A 14,749-nucleotide genomic window follows, 5' to 3' on the forward strand; every position below is an offset into this window, starting at 1 on the left:
AAGTCAAAAAATCACGAGCAGCTATTCATGATCATGTTGGCTTTACTTTTTTTTAATAATCATATTAACTATTCATATCATAATTTAGAATCATTATTTTTCAGATTTGATTAATTTTGCACCATCATGGAAAATTCAAAGAAAAAAGCAGCTATAGGCTTCATATTTATTACTTTACTGATCGATATTACAGGATGGGGGATCATCATTCCTGTTGTTCCCAAATTAATTGAGGAACTTATTCATGCAGATATTAGTGAAGCCGCAAAATATGGTGGCTGGCTCGGATTTGCCTATGCATTTACCCAATTTATATTCTCTCCGTTAGTCGGAAATCTCAGTGACAAATACGGACGAAGACCCATCATTCTGATCTCTCTTTTCGGATTTGCAGTAGATTATATTTTCCTTGCGCTGGCTCCCACGATCTGGTGGCTGTTTTTAGGAAGAATCATTGCAGGGATTACGGGAGCAAGTGTCACTACTGCCAGTGCTTATATTGCCGATATTTCCACTGATGAAGACCGTGCCAAGAATTTTGGACTGATAGGGGCAGCCTTTGGTCTTGGATTTATCATTGGCCCGGTTCTGGGCGGTGTTCTTGGGCATTACGGAGCAAGAGTACCTTTCTATGCTGCGGCAGGCCTGTGTCTGCTTAACTTCTTGTATGGATATTTCATCCTTCCTGAAAGTTTGGATAAAGATAAAAGAAGAGAATTCGACTGGAAACGGGCTAATCCAATAGGTTCATTTAAATTTCTGGGGAAACATCCTGAAATTTCCGGTCTTATTGTTTCGTTGATATTAATTTATATTGCAGGCCATGCTGTACAGAGTAACTGGAGCTTCTTTACCATGTATAAATTCAGCTGGACAGAAAGAATGGTAGGAATCTCATTGGGAGTAGTAGGTTTGCTGGTAGGTCTTGTACAGGGCGGGCTTATCAGATATACAACGCCCAGGCTGGGAGAGCAGAAAAGTATTTATTACGGACTGGCTTTCTATGCTGTAGGAATGCTGTTATTTGCGTTTGCTTCAAAAGGCTGGATGATGTTTGTATTTCTGGTGCCTTACTGCCTGGGAGGAATCTGTGGGCCGGCTTTACAGTCTGTCATCACGAAAAGTGTTCCTTCCAACGAACAGGGAGAACTTCAGGGAGCATTAACGAGTTTAATGAGTGCTACATCCATTATCGGACCTCCGATGATGACGAACTTGTTTTACTATTTCACGCATGATGAAGCACCATTCAAATTTTCAGGGGCACCTTTCTTTTTAGCCTTTATTTTAATGGCAGTAAGTGTTGTGATTACGTATTCTGCTTTTCAGAAAAAAAATAAAAATTTAGTTGATGTAACCTCGGAAAAGGATTTTCATAAGTCATAGTTCTATTGATGAGCTATAATTGATTTTCGGGTTATCTTTCAATAATTTTACAAGTCTTTTTTATGTATTTTGAAACAAAAAACCAAATTATGAATACATCAGATCTGGAAAAGTATTTGGAACGGATTCATTTCTCCGGAACTCCTGAATTGAGCATGGAAACATTAAAAAGGATCCATCAGCTTCATCCGAAACATATACCCTTTGAGAATATTGATCCTTATACAGGCACGGTTCCTTCTTTAAAGTTAGATGATGTTTTCAGAAAACTGGTGATCGAATCCAGAGGCGGATATTGCTATGAACAAAATCTGCTTTTAAGTGAAGTTTTAAAAACATTAGGTTTCAATGTAAAGCTTCAGCTTGGAAGGGTAGTGTGGGGAAGGCAGGAAGACAGTATGGCGGCACAGACTCATCTCTTGCTTATTGTGGATTTTGATGGTGATCAATATGTGGTAGATTGCGGATTTGGAACAGCTACGCTTACTTCACCCATACTTTTAAATAAAGAAGATCAGCAGCAAACACCCAACGGAATATTTAAACTTTCCCACAAGGAAGAAACCTATACACTCTGGATGTCGAAAGAGCAGTGGCTTCCGGTGTACCGGTTTATTCCTGAGCATGTAGAACTTATTGATCTGGATATTTCCAACTGGTATCTGTCTACCCATCCGGATTCCCATTTTAAAAACAGACTGATTCTTTCAAAAGTAGATGAAAATGCCCGCTATACCTATACGGATCACGTGCTGAATATACGCTCCGGCGATGGTGAAAAAGAAGCTGTAGCGATAGAAAATGATGTACAGCTTTATGAAATACTGATGAATACTTTCGGCCTTAAAGAAAATGCAATAGAAGCACTAAAGTCAAAAGTCAAAATCTGGTAAGACTTATAAAATATAATAAACGGGAAGCTCACTGAGCTTCCCGTTTTGATTAAAATCTGATTTTTATGAAAATAACTATGGATAAAGGGATTTTGTCCCGTTACTTACAATATTGCTGCCCAATCCGGAGAATGACACAGAGAAATTAGTGGAATTAAAGCTTAAAGAACCTGTAGGAGTACAAAGTCCAAGGGCATAACGGCATTGTCCGTAGGCACCTGTTCTTTTTATAATTTTACTCTCACTTTTCGCTTTTCCTAAGCTGATGTATCCCCAATCACTTACATCTGCATTGGAAACGGTGGATCCTGAATAATAAATGGTAATCTTATATCCGGCTTCACCTCGTTTAGAACCCCAAAGCCAATTGGCTGTCCACCACTGTTTATACCATGTAGAAGCTACTTTTGAAGCTTCGCTGTCAGATGTTTCTGAATTTCCCCGGGTATCCATCATCACAAGACCTCCGAAGATATTGTCCCAGATAATTCCTGAGTCCCCATAAAAACACAATGTGGTAAATTTTCCGCTTTTTCCGTTCCATGTTACTTCCATAACCTGAGTGCCCGGTTTTACTTCTTCGGTGATGGCTTCTTTTAATCCTTGTTGTGCAGTTGTCAGATCCTCTCCGGTATACAAATCTCCGATTTTTCCGATTTTTACAGAGGATGGATCCATTATGTTCCCGGAAGCAATGAACTGATTTTGATCCGTAATAAGGCTTTTGGAAAGTTCAACACCCTGTTGGGTTGAAATTTTTCCCAGCACCGTTACTCCGGTAATCTGTAAATCATTTTTTAAATAGGTTTCGAGATTTTTGCCGGACTCATTCAACTGATGTTGTACTGCTTCAGGAACCATCTGGGAAGAAGAAGGAGTGATCTCTTTTTTCAGATCGTCTACGGTTACCTTAGCCTGAATGGTTTCCTGCTGGTTCACCTCATTGTTTTCATTCCGGCAGCTGTGAAGTACCATTACCGATAACACGGCAAAAACTTTAAAAGTAGTTACTAGTTTTTTCATAATTAATATTGATTTGGTTGTGTATTATAAATATACATAAATATTATTTAATTCTCATTGTTTTGAATTAAATATTTGTTAATTAATAAGTGGAGGTTGCAGGTGTTAGGAGCTACGTTTGAGAGTTTGAGAGTGGAAGAGTTTGAGGGTTCAGAGTTCTAAGTTCAAGTTTGTGGGTAAACAGGAATAAAAAGAACCCGCAACTCGCCCTCGTAACAACACCAAAAACTCGCTACCAAGCAACCTGCACCAAAATAATCGCGAAACCCGCAATCCGTCTAAAAAACATTAAACCTTAAACCTTGAACTTTGAATCCTGAACTTCATTATAAAATCTTAAAATTTGTTTAAATTTTTAGTTTACAGTCCATAAATGCAATAATCTTTCGTAATTTTACGCCATGGAATTAAGCATTGGAGAAATGGCACTCATTGCCATTGCAATCGTTGTATTATTCGGTCCGGATAAGCTGCCCCAGATTGCGCGTGACTTAGGTGCAGGCGTTAGAAAGATGCGTGGAGCAGTGGAAGATATTAAAACTGAAATTATGAAAGAAACAGATAATCCTGTTTCTGAAATCAAACGTGAGATTGAGAAGGTAAAAGATGCTGCAAAAGATTTCAATCCGATGAATGATATTCAAAAAGATATTCTGACGGAACCTTCTTCTTCTGTTGCTTCCAATGAGCCGCCAAAACCAAAGCCTGCAGATGATGAGACTTATGAAGGACCTGTAAGCAGATAATCATGGAGGAAATCATTCAGGAAGATAAGAAGGTATTTCTTTACCTTAATAATTTGGGAGATTCATCTTTTGATCAGTTTTGGATGCTGATTTCAAGTACCTGGATCTGGGTACCTCTCTATATTATATTTCTTTATTTTTTATACAAAAACCATCAACTAAGATCATTAGTTTTTATCCTTATATTTCTGGCCATCGGTGCGACGGTTTCTGATCAGCTGGCCAGTGTTTTCAAATATGGTGTAGCAAGGTTGAGACCCTGTCATGACCCTACACTGGAACATCATATGAGAATCGTGAAATGCGGTGGGCAATATGGTTTTTATTCTGCTCATGCTTCCAATACATTCTTTTTGGCATCCTTTTTAAGTATTTTATTAAAAAATAAGCTTAAATGGTTTCCATATGCTATATTTGTATGGGCTCTGGTGGTTTCCTACAGCCGGATATATTTAGGAGTGCATTTCCCGATAGATATTTTGGTGGGGGCGTTTGTTGGATCTTTATTGGGAGTGATATTTGGTGCACTCGCCAAAAAAGTGATCAACAAACAAACTATAAACTCATGAAAAAAACTTTACCAGCAGTAATTTCCCTCTTTTTCGCTCTTCATTTCTATGCCCAGAATAAAAAACTGGCGGAAGAATGTTTCCAAAAAGCTGATTATAAGTGTGCAGAAGAACAGTATTTAAAACTGGCAGAAAAAGAACAGATCCAAAAATTTCAATCTGAATATTACGATTACCTCGGAACAGCTCAGAGAAGACTTGGAAAAACGACTCAGGCTTTTAAGTCTTATGATTCTGCTTTAAAAGCAAACCCTATGTCAATTTCTGTATATGTGAATCTGTCATCGCTTTACAGCCAGAAAGGAAACAAAGTAAAGGCATTGGAATATGTAGAGAAAGGACTCAAAGTAAATCCTGAAACAGCAGATTTGTATCTTACCCGTTCCAAAATATACGACAGCCAGGGGAAAAAAGATCTTGCCATTAAAGATCTTAATCAGATTCTCACTTTCGCTCCGGACAACATTTTTGCAAAAACAGGGCTTGCCAATCTGAAAAAAAATAATGGTGACCTGGATGGAGCGTTGAAAGATTATAATCAACTTCTTGCTGAAAAACCGGAATCATTACTTTATAACGGAAGATCAGACGTCTATTTTAAAATGAAAAAATATAAGGAAGCGCTTGCAGATGCTAATAAAGCAATTTCCATAGATCCGAAATTTGCCCAGTCTTATGTAAGCAAAGCCATGATTCTGATGGACACTTCCAAACTTAAGGAAGCCTGTGAAAACCTGGATAAAGCAGTGGCTTTAGGCTATGAAAAAGCCATCCTCAGTGATTCTTATGCTAAATGTATAAAGAAATAAATTTAAAAAAATATTCTGCCAAATCATTAAAATAAATCCACATTAAAACAAATAAAGAGATAGAAAGAGATGTTGAATATTGTTCTTGTAGAGCCCGAAATACCCAATAATACAGGAAATATCGGAAGATTGTGTGTAGGAACCGAAAGCAGATTACACCTTGTTCATCCGTTTGGATTTGTCATTAATGATAAAAACCTGAAGCGTTCCGGATTAGACTATTGGGTGCATCTGGATGTTTCTGAATATGCAGATGTGGATGAATGGATCGGTACAATCCCTGACAGGTCACGGGTTTTTTTAATGAGCTCCCATGCCGAAAAGTCATATCTTGAAACTGATTTTCAGGACGGAGACTGGCTGGTTTTCGGAAAGGAGAGTGTAGGATTGAGTAAAGAGGTTCTGGACCGTTTTGAAAATCATCTGACCATTCCTATGTCTAAACTCATCAGGAGCTTTAATATTGCCAATTCCGTTGCTTTTGTGGTGGGTGAAGCCAAGAGGCAGATCAGTCTGAAATAAAAAAGAGATTGTTTCAGGAATGTCATTCTGAATGAAATGTAATGAAGAATCTCATGCTTCAGTTTGTCAATGAGATTCTTCCTTGGTCAGAAATCGAAGATTCGACGTAGTCAATGACAAAAAACAATTATTTGACTTTTGAGATAATACCTTTTGTTTTAATCGTTATGATAAGGTTTGCCCTGCAAAATCTGATCAGCGCGATAAAGCTGTTCTACAATAAACAGGCGGATCATCTGGTGGGTAAAAGTCATTTTGGATAAAGACATTTTTTCATTGGCTCTGCTGTAGATTTCTTCGGCGAAGCCATAAGCGCCTCCGATCAGAATATGTACTTTCTTGACAGAAGAATTCATCCAGGTGTCAATTTTCTGTGAAAACTCGCGGCTGGTAAACTGTTTTCCTTTTTCATCAAGAATCACCACCAGATCGTTTTTGTCAATATGGTTTAAGAATAATTTGGCTTCTTCCTTTTTAAGAAGGTCTGGGGATAGGTTTTTGGCATTTTTCACATCCGGAATTTCTGTAATTTCAAAATTCCAGTGTTTGGGTAAACGGTTGAGATAATAATTGATTAAAGAGGTAATTTCCTTATCATCTGTTTTTCCGATACAAAGTAAGCTGATTCGCATTGTAAGAAGTTTCAGAGGGCAAAGATAGGGTTTCCCGGTTAATTTGTTGCCGGTTTTGGGGTTGCAGTTTCGGGATTCAAGGTTATTTGTTTCGGGTTTCGGGATTCGAGTTGTAGGTTATATTAGTTGCGGGTTATCATGAACCTTTGACTCTCAACGTTAAACTCTCAAATTCTCCCACTCTCAAATCCCTAATCCCTAATGCCTGCTACCTAATATCTGCCACCTATCTTTTCCCATTTAATTTAATTCCCCTACCTTTGTATAAAGACAAACAGATCGATGAGTGTAAAGGTTCCTAAATTTATTTTAAAGATTCAAGATTTTTTTGACAGCATCCATATTCCTGTTTTGGGAATATCACTTTGGCAGATGTTTCAGATTTATATCTCCGGGATTTTTAAAGGCAAAATAGGGAGAAAAGCGGCGGCTATTTCGTGGAGTTTTACCATAAGTCTGTTTCCGTTTATTCTGTTTTTGCTTTCTGTACTGCCTCATATGCCGCTGTATGATGAACTTCAGTTCTATATTTTTGATGTGCTGATGCATAATGTTTTTCCATCCAACATGGAAGGAGACGTGAAAGGATACATTGTAAGCAATATCATACCAAATATGAAAGGAATCAGTAACCTGACCATTCTTCTGGCTCTTGTTTTTGCAACGAACGGTACATTTTCCCTGATCAATGGATTTAATGAAAATACAGATGAAAAATTAAGTGACGTAAAAGAGTTTATCCTGTCATTTTTTATTACGATAGGCTTTATTACCATCGTTTTTTTAACGCTGTTCGGGGTGTATTATGCCGAGGTCGTGATGAAACTTTTTACGCCGGCTTATGATGTAACCTGGCTGGTAGATAACCTTTCTAAAATTATCGGATTTGTTTCTTTTCCGCTTTTTTATTTTATACTTCTGACCTTATTTTACTGGCTGGGCACTGTGAAGATTACAAGATTCCGACAAGCGGTTCCGGGAGCTATTCTGACTACAGTATTGTTTGTGGTTACAACGTATATTTTTGCCATTTATGTAAAGGATATCGCCCGGTATAATGTTCTTTACGGATCCATTGGCAGTATGATTCTACTGATGGTTTGGGTAAATGTCAATGTATATCTCCTGTTATTCGGAAATGAGCTGAATATGGCGATCCGAAAACTCAGAATAGAAAAGCTGCTGTCTGATGAGATAAAGAAAGAAGCCTCAGAATATCATGCTCAGGTTACTGAACCTGACTTTGATAGTGATGAGGAACACAAAAGAAAATTGGAGAACCGGAAGAAAGATTAATTCTCTTCCAGTTCAGGGTTTTCTTTTGAGCTTATGCTCAGTATGGTAAATCCGGCAATAGCAGCAATAAAGGATGCAATAAGAATCGCAAACTTCGCTTCGTCCTGGATAGGAATTTCTCCTTTGAAAGAAAGCAATGCAATAAAAATAGACATGGTAAACCCGATTCCGGCTAACAATCCTACACCAATCATCTGAAGCCAGTTACTGTTTTGAGGCAGGGAACTGAGTTTTAATTTAATAGCAATCAATGAAAACAAATTGATCCCGATCAGTTTACCTAGAACCAATCCACAGATAATTCCCAGTCCTAAAGTACTTGTAACTCCTGCCACCATTTCACTGGAAAAAGTGATATTCGTATTCGTTAAAGCAAATATTGGCATAATTAGAAAACTTACCGGAATATGAAGCTGATGCTCCAGTTTTTCCAAAGGTGAGATTTCTACATTCGAAGCATTGGTAGGAATGGAAAATGCCAGTAAAACACCTGCTATCGTCGCATGAATTCCGGAATGATGAAGGAAATACCATAAAAACAGTCCCGGAATGATATAAAATATTGTTTTGGTTACTTTTAAAAAGTTTAAAATAAAAAGTAAAGCTGTTACCCCAAAGGATAGCAGGAGATAGCTCCAGTGAATTTGCTCTGTATAGAAAATCGCAATCACGAGAATCGCTCCCAGGTCATCTACAATAGCTAATGCTGCCAAAAATATCTTGATAGAATTAGGGATTTTTTTACCTAACATCGAAATGATTGCCAGGGAAAATGCAATATCAGTTGCCATAGGAATTCCCCAGCCATTGCTGTATTCCGTTCCTGTATTGAAAATACTGTAGATAACGGCGGGAATAAGCATTCCGCCTACAGCTGCAAAAATAGGAAGGGAGGCATTTTTAAAAGAAGAAAGCTCACCTTCTACCAATTCCCGTTTTATTTCAAGGCCAACCAGAAGGAAGAAAACTGCCATCAGACCATCATTGATCCAGATGCTGACAGGATATTCCAATCCAAAAAGATGCGTTCCCACCACTTTGTCTAAAAAATGCTGAAAGTTCTCTGCAGCAGACGAATTGGCAATAAGCAATGAAATAAGTACACAGAAAATAAGAATAATTCCTGAGGACTGACTGTTGTTGAAAAATTTTTTAAAATAAAGAGATAAATTCATGTTTACGATTGTACCCGTCTCACTCTTGAAACACCATTAATATTTTTAAGTTTTTTAAAGGTCTCTTCCAACTGACCTTTATTTTTGACTTCGAGGTTGATATTTCCTGTGAAAACACCATTGTTGGATTCAATAGACATACTTTTCATATCCATCCCCATACTTCCGCTGATGACAGTCGTGATATCATTAATCATCCCCATTCTGTCAAGCCCTTCAATTTCAATTTTTACTCTGTTTTTGAAGCTTTCCGCATTCACCCACTTGGCAGGAATAACACGGTAATCGTACTGTGCCCTCAGATTGATGGCATTCGGACAGTTGTCACTGTGTACCTTAATCCCGTCTGAAATTGTAATGAATCCGAAGATTTTGTCTCCCGGAATCACTGTGCAGCATTTTGCATACGTGTAGTTAAGTTTCTCTTCGTCCTTCCCAAACACAATCATATCAAGGTTTTCCTCTTTCGGATCGTCAAAATGCAGATTTTTATTGGGTGATTTTCTGAATCTTGAAAGTAAGTTGTTGAATACGTTTTTACTTTCTATATATTTTCTCAGGCTGCTTACATCCAGTTCATTACTTTGGAATTTAAGGAAGAGCTCCTGGGAAGATTTTAAATTAAAGAACTTCTGAAGTTTATTAATTTCATCATCATTAAAATTGATTTTCGCGTGACGAAGTTTTCTCTGCAGAATTTCTTTTCCTTCTTCTACCAGCTGGTTTTTCTGAGAGTTCAGATAACTTTTAATCTTGGATTTGGCCTTAGACGTCACAACAAATTCCAGCCAGTCTGATTTAGGTTTCTGGTTCTGAGAAGACAGGATGTCTACCTGATCTCCGTTTTGAAGGATGTAGGAAATAGGAACCAGTTTTCCATTAATCTTGGCACCTAAGCATTTCATTCCCAGATCGGAGTGAACAGAGAAAGCAAAATCCAGAGCGGTAGCATTAGTCGGAAGGATTTTAATTTCTCCTTTTGGCGTAAAGACAAATACTTCTTTGGAATATAAGTTAAGCTTAATATTATCCAGAAGTTCCGAGGTGGAAAGATTCTGCTGCTGTTCCAGTACTTCACGGATCTCAGTTACCCATTTTTCAAAATTTCTGTCATCAGAACTCTGTTTGTAACCTTCTTTGTATTTATAGTGTGCAGCAACTCCTTTCTCAGCAATTTCATCCATTCTTTCGGAACGGATCTGTACTTCAATCCACTTTTTATCAGGACCTAAAACCGTTAAATGTAAACTTTCATATCCTGTAGAACGGGGCTGGGTAATCCAGTCACGCATTCTGGAAGGGTTACTGTGGTATACATCCGTAACGATAGAGTAAATTTTCCAGGCCAGGAATTTTTCATTTTTCGCATCCGATTTATAAATAATTCTGATGGCGTAGTTGTCAAAAACCTCTTCAAAGGAAACTCCCTGTTTCAGCATTTTCCTGTAAATGGAAGAAATAGCTTTCGCGCGGCCTTTGATTTTAAAATTTAAGCCTTCTTCATGAAGTCTTTCGGATACTTCCTTCTTAAATTCTTCAATATACCTTTCACGGCTTTCCTTGGCCAGTTCCAATTTCTCCGTGATCTCGTTATAGACTTCCGGATTATTATACTTTAAAGATAGATCTTCAAGCTCGGATTTGATATTATACAATCCAAGACGGTGAGCCATCGGAGCATAGATATACACTGTTTCCGAAGCAATTTTTTTCTGCTTATCCGGAGCCATGCTTTCCAGAGTCCTCATATTATGGAGACGGTCTGCAATTTTAATTAGAATCACTCTGAAATCCTCAGATAAAGTCAGTAAGAGTTTTCTGTAGTTTTCAGACTGCACAGAGATATTCTGGTGGTTCATGATGGAGATTTTCGTCAGTCCATTCACGATATTGGCAATCTTTTCTCCGAATATTTTTTTCAGGTCTTCGTAAGTATAATCAGAATCTTCAATCACATCGTGCAGAAGTGCACATGCAATAGAAGTAGCACCCAGACCAATCTCTGTTGCTACAATTTTAGCAACGGCAATAGGGTGGTAGATGTAAGGTTCTCCGGATTTTCTCCTTTGATCCTTGTGGGCATCCAGCGCGATATCGAATGCCTTTCGGATGAGCTTGTTATTTTCCTCATCCAATGTTCTGTATGTATTAGAGATCAGGTCCTTATATCTGGCAAGGATCTCTTTATTCTCTTGTTCTAAATCGTAGCTCATTTGTGCACATGCCTATAATTAGACGAAAATACGAAATTTTTTACTTTTTTCAAACATAAAAGATCCGCAGTATAACACTACGGATCTCCGGCTATTAGATTTTATATCGATTAGAATTTCACTTCAGAATTCATACCGTCACTTGACGTTTTGATTTTAATATCAGGGCTGCTGTGGATTTCTGCTCTGTTTCTTGCATCAATATATTTTTTGATGGTATCATAATTGGTTTCATTGATCTTCATATTTTCAAATAAATAGGATTTCAATGCTGCATTCTGAATAAATGCATTACGTGCAAGATCAATCTGATTAAGGTCATTTACGGTAACACTTGCCAGAAATTGAGAATTACCGGAACCATCAGTAAGGTATACAATATAATCTGAGTTTTCAAATCCTGAATTTTCCAGATCACTTTCCAGTTTTTTGTAGTCGCTGTGATGACCAAATACTCCAGCTAATATATGTGACATAGTTAATTGGTTTTAAGTTCCCATTAAAGTTACTAATAATTTTCTGATTATCATTGAATTTAAGCCAATAAAATTTGTTAATTAATATTTGGTTTTCAATAGGTAGGGGTAATGTTTAAGAATAATTATTGAACGGGTGTTTAATTTTAAAAATTGGATAATGTGTGTGTTTTTAAAACCTTGATGCCTCTTTCGCTTTATTTTGCATTTGAAGACAGAAGACCATAAACAAAAAACTTCACAACTTGCGGGGTCTTTTTATTATCTGCGCAAAGTTGGGAGACTTTGTGCAACAGGTTCAGTCTTGTTTAAATTGTATATTATTACATTTATTTTTCTCATACCAATGCAGCCAAATCTGCTTATCTTTTTCATAGGCACCATAAGGATATATTCTCGGGTGGTTTAAAGCCATAGATCAAAACATCAGATTGAATTTATAAAAATTTTCTTTTTTAATGATCTAATATTTTTAACAGCAGCTCTTTATTATTCTGAATCCGTATATCAAATCGATATTGACTTGGTAGTATAAGTTCCAAACGAAAGGATTCGTTCGTTAACAGGGTTACTTAAATTTCATAAATGTATACTTTAAAATGTTTCCATCTTTTTGTTCTAATGTTAGTGTATCTTGAAAAGTTTTTTTTAGAACTTTATCTCCTTTTTTAGCAGTTAAAAAGAAAATATTATTTTCATTAAGTGTACTTGTTAAAGGGTAAAAGATAACTTCATTATTCTTAAAATGCAGTTTTACGCCTCTTGAAAATTCATTCAAATCCAGAATAGTATCATTTATAGACATTTTATCAAATTGATTGAAATTTTTTTTTCCTCTATTATCCATGTAATTTCCCCCATAATATAAGTAAAGTAGTATCACAGATACAAAGCCTAATAGAATTGGTATTTTCTTATTCACTATTGTTAGTATTAAATAGTTGCAAATTACAAATTAAAGTTATAAAAACTTGTAATTAAAGTCACTTGAAAAAAGCCCCGAAATAAATTCCAGGGCCCACTATTGGTTAAATAATGATTAATTAAATTCTTTCGTTTTTGATTTCCTCTACAATTTCAGGATTTAAAAGTGTACTGATGTCTCCGAAGTTACTGAAGTCACCTTCTGCAATTTTTCTCAGGATTCTACGCATGATCTTTCCGGAACGGGTTTTCGGAAGCCCGGAAACGAACTGTATCTTATCCAGTTTCGCAATGGGTCCGATCTGATCCGAAATTAACTGATTGATCTCCTTTTTAAGATTTTCCTTATCACGTCCTTCTCCGGTTTCTTTAAGCATTACATAGCCATACAGCGCATTTCCTTTGATGTCATGAGGGTAACCTACAATGGCGGATTCTGCAACAGCCGGATGCTGGTTGATGCTGTCTTCAATAGGAGCTGTCCCAAGATTATGCCCTGAAACGATAATTACATCATCTACACGCCCGGTAATTCTGTAATAGCCCACTTCATCCCTCAAAGCTCCGTCTCCTGTAAAATATTTTCCAGGGAAAGCTGTAAAATAAGTTTCTTTATATCTCTGATGGTCACCCCAGATGGTTCTTGCGATTCCGGGCCATGGAAAACGGATACAAAGATTTCCTGTCACTTGATTTCCTGTGATTTCATTGCGCTTATCATCCATCAGAACAGGTTGTACACCTGGTAAAGGAAGGGTAGCGTAAGTAGGTTTTGTAGGCGTTACAAAAGGAAGCGGTGAAATCATGATTCCTCCTGTTTCCGTTTGCCACCATGTGTCTACAATCGGACATTTTTTCTTCCCGACATGGTCATTGAACCAGTGCCATGCTTCATCATTGATAGGTTCACCTACTGAGCCAATGACTTTCAGGGAGCTCAGATCATGTTTGTCTACCCATTCCGTACTTTCTTTTGCTAAAGAACGGATCGCAGTAGGTGCCGTATAAAACTGAGTGATCTTGTGTTTTTCAATCACTTCCCAGAAACGGTCCGGTTCCGGGTAAGTAGGAACGCCTTCAAAAATCACTGTAGTAGCACCATTCAGCAGCGGCCCGTAAAGAATATAGGAGTGTCCGGTGATCCACCCGATATCTGCCGTACACCAATAAATATCATTTTCTTTATAATTGAATACATTTTTAAAAGTATATGCGGTGTACACCATATACCCGGCGCAGGTGTGCAGCATTCCTTTTGGTTTTCCTGTAGATCCGGAAGTATATAAAATAAAAAGAGGATCTTCAGAATCCATAATGACAGTAACGAAATCAGGAGAAGCTTTTTCATACAGATCGGCCATCCAGTAATCTCTTCCTTCTTTCATTTTAATTTCGTTGTGAGTTCTTTTTACAACAAGAACTTTCTCCACGGTCGGCGTTTTTTCCAGCGCATCGTCTACAATGCTTTTCAGATCCAGAACCTTATTGCCTCTGTAGCTTCCGTCCGATGTGATAACCATTTTGGCTTCACAGTCGTTGACCCTTGAAGCCACTGCTGAAGCTGAGAATCCTGCAAAAATAACAGAATGTACAGCTCCCAGTTTTGCACAGGCAAGCATCGTAACAGCCAGCTCAGGAATCATAGGAAGATAAATGCAGACCCTGTCTCCTTTTTCAATACCCATATCGCGCAAAACATTGGCCGTTTTATTCACCCGGGTGTATAATTCGTTGTAAGAAATATGCTGTGCTTCTTCCTTAGGATCATTGGGTTCCCAGATGATTGCTGTTTTTTCCCCTCTTATGGTAAGATGTCTGTCGAGACAGTTTTTGGTAATATTGAGTTTCGCATTTTTAAACCAGGTGATCTTCGCTTCATTCATGTCGTACTTAACAACCTTGCTCCATCTCTGATACCACACGAAGTTTTGATCTGCAACTTTATCCCAGAATTTTTTAGGATTTTTGATAGACTTCTTATAGTCTTCAAAATATTGTGGTAAATCTTCTATTAAGTAATTTCTCATATCCCTTTCGTTTTTTGAAATTTGAATTTATTATATTTTTAAATTTATGTTTAATTTC

At 37.4% G+C, this 14,749-nt stretch carries 14 protein-coding genes; 7 read left to right on the top strand and 7 right to left on the bottom strand.

Annotation, left to right across the window (positions count from 1 at the left end):
- Positions 1 to 126 precede the first annotated feature (126 nt).
- Complete coding sequence (locus tag FFS26_RS02780) at positions 127 to 1,386, top strand: TCR/Tet family MFS transporter (RefSeq protein ID WP_137904221.1); 1,260 nt, start codon at positions 127 to 129, stop codon at positions 1,384 to 1,386.
- Positions 1,387 to 1,475: 89 nt separating this feature from the next.
- Entirely contained in the window at positions 1,476 to 2,279 is an 804-nt protein-coding gene (locus FFS26_RS02785; RefSeq protein ID WP_171006222.1) for an arylamine N-acetyltransferase family protein, read from the top strand.
- A 75-nt stretch (positions 2,280 to 2,354) separates the two neighbouring features.
- Here FFS26_RS02785 and FFS26_RS02790 read toward each other — a convergent pair whose 3' ends face one another.
- A complete protein-coding gene (locus FFS26_RS02790) occupies positions 2,355 to 3,302 on the bottom strand; it encodes a hypothetical protein (protein WP_110011129.1) in 948 nt (315 codons plus the stop codon).
- Positions 3,303 to 3,703: 401 nt separating this feature from the next.
- On the opposite strand from FFS26_RS02790, the gene FFS26_RS02795 reads away from it, so the two are divergent.
- The 4 genes from FFS26_RS02795 (at position 3,704) to FFS26_RS02810 (ending at position 5,948) form a co-directional block, all read left to right on the top strand.
- On the top strand, positions 3,704 to 4,048 hold the full coding sequence (locus FFS26_RS02795) for a twin-arginine translocase TatA/TatE family subunit (protein WP_110011128.1): 345 nt from the start codon (positions 3,704 to 3,706) through the stop codon (positions 4,046 to 4,048).
- A gap of 2 nt (positions 4,049 to 4,050) precedes the next feature.
- The gene (locus FFS26_RS02800; RefSeq protein WP_110011127.1) at positions 4,051 to 4,617 is read left to right on the top strand and encodes a phosphatase PAP2 family protein; all 567 of its coding nucleotides are present in this window, start codon (positions 4,051 to 4,053) and stop codon (positions 4,615 to 4,617) included.
- Positions 4,614 to 5,426, top strand: a complete 813-nt coding sequence (locus tag FFS26_RS02805; RefSeq protein ID WP_137904222.1) for a tetratricopeptide repeat protein — start codon at positions 4,614 to 4,616, stop codon at positions 5,424 to 5,426. The genes FFS26_RS02800 and FFS26_RS02805 overlap by 4 nt, the downstream gene beginning before the upstream one ends.
- A gap of 69 nt (positions 5,427 to 5,495) precedes the next feature.
- Positions 5,496 to 5,948: a tRNA (cytidine(34)-2'-O)-methyltransferase gene (locus tag FFS26_RS02810; RefSeq protein ID WP_137904223.1), complete on the top strand. Its 453-nt coding sequence runs from the start codon at positions 5,496 to 5,498 to the stop codon at positions 5,946 to 5,948.
- 158 nt (positions 5,949 to 6,106) lie between these two features.
- Here the strand turns inward: FFS26_RS02810 and FFS26_RS02815 are convergent, their stop codons facing one another.
- Positions 6,107 to 6,580 carry a 23S rRNA (pseudouridine(1915)-N(3))-methyltransferase RlmH gene (locus tag FFS26_RS02815; protein WP_110011124.1) on the bottom strand — a complete coding sequence of 158 codons (474 nt, stop codon included), beginning with the start codon at positions 6,578 to 6,580 and terminating at the stop codon, positions 6,107 to 6,109.
- Between the two features lie 282 nt (positions 6,581 to 6,862).
- On the opposite strand from FFS26_RS02815, the gene FFS26_RS02820 reads away from it, so the two are divergent.
- Positions 6,863 to 7,876, top strand: coding sequence for a YihY/virulence factor BrkB family protein (locus FFS26_RS02820; protein WP_110011123.1), 1,014 nt, complete (start codon positions 6,863 to 6,865; stop codon positions 7,874 to 7,876).
- On the opposite strand, the gene nhaA is transcribed toward FFS26_RS02820, so the two are convergent.
- The 5 genes from nhaA to acs all read right to left on the bottom strand — a co-directional run bounded on the left by nhaA (position 7,873) and on the right by acs (position 14,691).
- On the bottom strand, positions 7,873 to 9,051 hold the full coding sequence (gene nhaA, locus FFS26_RS02825) for a Na+/H+ antiporter NhaA (protein ID WP_110011122.1): 1,179 nt from the start codon (positions 9,049 to 9,051) through the stop codon (positions 7,873 to 7,875). The two genes, FFS26_RS02820 and nhaA, sit on opposite strands and share 4 nt — an antisense overlap.
- 2 nt (positions 9,052 to 9,053) lie before the next feature.
- Complete coding sequence (locus FFS26_RS02830) at positions 9,054 to 11,264, bottom strand: RelA/SpoT family protein (RefSeq protein WP_137904224.1); 2,211 nt, start codon at positions 11,262 to 11,264, stop codon at positions 9,054 to 9,056.
- 110 nt (positions 11,265 to 11,374) lie between these two features.
- A complete protein-coding gene (locus tag FFS26_RS02835) occupies positions 11,375 to 11,740 on the bottom strand; it encodes a hypothetical protein (RefSeq protein ID WP_110011120.1) in 366 nt (121 codons plus the stop codon).
- Between the two features lie 568 nt (positions 11,741 to 12,308).
- Positions 12,309 to 12,587, bottom strand: a complete 279-nt coding sequence (locus FFS26_RS02840; RefSeq protein ID WP_137904225.1) for a hypothetical protein — start codon at positions 12,585 to 12,587, stop codon at positions 12,309 to 12,311.
- Between the two features lie 196 nt (positions 12,588 to 12,783).
- Positions 12,784 to 14,691: an acetate--CoA ligase gene (acs, locus tag FFS26_RS02845; protein ID WP_062670720.1), complete on the bottom strand. Its 1,908-nt coding sequence runs from the start codon at positions 14,689 to 14,691 to the stop codon at positions 12,784 to 12,786.
- Positions 14,692 to 14,749 lie beyond the last annotated feature (58 nt).

The organism is Chryseobacterium sp. 2VB, assembly GCF_005503635.1.
In the GTDB taxonomy this organism is placed as follows: domain Bacteria; phylum Bacteroidota; class Bacteroidia; order Flavobacteriales; family Weeksellaceae; genus Chryseobacterium; species Chryseobacterium cupriresistens.

What these genes read in the sequence shown, in the direction of transcription:
- FFS26_RS02780 (WP_137904221.1), top strand. Translation starts at nt 127, where the DNA reads ATGGAAAATTCAAAGAAAAAAGCAGCTATAGGCTTCATATTTATTACT.
- FFS26_RS02785 (WP_171006222.1), top strand. Translation starts at nt 1,476, where the DNA reads ATGAATACATCAGATCTGGAAAAGTATTTGGAACGGATTCATTTCTCC.
- FFS26_RS02790 (WP_110011129.1), bottom strand. Translation starts at nt 3,302, where the DNA reads ATGAAAAAACTAGTAACTACTTTTAAAGTTTTTGCCGTGTTATCGGTA.
- FFS26_RS02795 (WP_110011128.1), top strand. Translation starts at nt 3,704, where the DNA reads ATGGAATTAAGCATTGGAGAAATGGCACTCATTGCCATTGCAATCGTT.
- FFS26_RS02800 (WP_110011127.1), top strand. Translation starts at nt 4,051, where the DNA reads ATGGAGGAAATCATTCAGGAAGATAAGAAGGTATTTCTTTACCTTAAT.
- FFS26_RS02805 (WP_137904222.1), top strand. Translation starts at nt 4,614, where the DNA reads ATGAAAAAAACTTTACCAGCAGTAATTTCCCTCTTTTTCGCTCTTCAT.
- FFS26_RS02810 (WP_137904223.1), top strand. Translation starts at nt 5,496, where the DNA reads ATGTTGAATATTGTTCTTGTAGAGCCCGAAATACCCAATAATACAGGA.
- FFS26_RS02815 (WP_110011124.1), bottom strand. Translation starts at nt 6,580, where the DNA reads ATGCGAATCAGCTTACTTTGTATCGGAAAAACAGATGATAAGGAAATT.
- FFS26_RS02820 (WP_110011123.1), top strand. Translation starts at nt 6,863, where the DNA reads ATGAGTGTAAAGGTTCCTAAATTTATTTTAAAGATTCAAGATTTTTTT.
- nhaA (WP_110011122.1), bottom strand. Translation starts at nt 9,051, where the DNA reads ATGAATTTATCTCTTTATTTTAAAAAATTTTTCAACAACAGTCAGTCC.
- FFS26_RS02830 (WP_137904224.1), bottom strand. Translation starts at nt 11,264, where the DNA reads ATGAGCTACGATTTAGAACAAGAGAATAAAGAGATCCTTGCCAGATAT.
- FFS26_RS02835 (WP_110011120.1), bottom strand. Translation starts at nt 11,740, where the DNA reads ATGTCACATATATTAGCTGGAGTATTTGGTCATCACAGCGACTACAAA.
- FFS26_RS02840 (WP_137904225.1), bottom strand. Translation starts at nt 12,587, where the DNA reads ATGGATAATAGAGGAAAAAAAAATTTCAATCAATTTGATAAAATGTCT.
- acs (WP_062670720.1), bottom strand. Translation starts at nt 14,691, where the DNA reads ATGAGAAATTACTTAATAGAAGATTTACCACAATATTTTGAAGACTAT.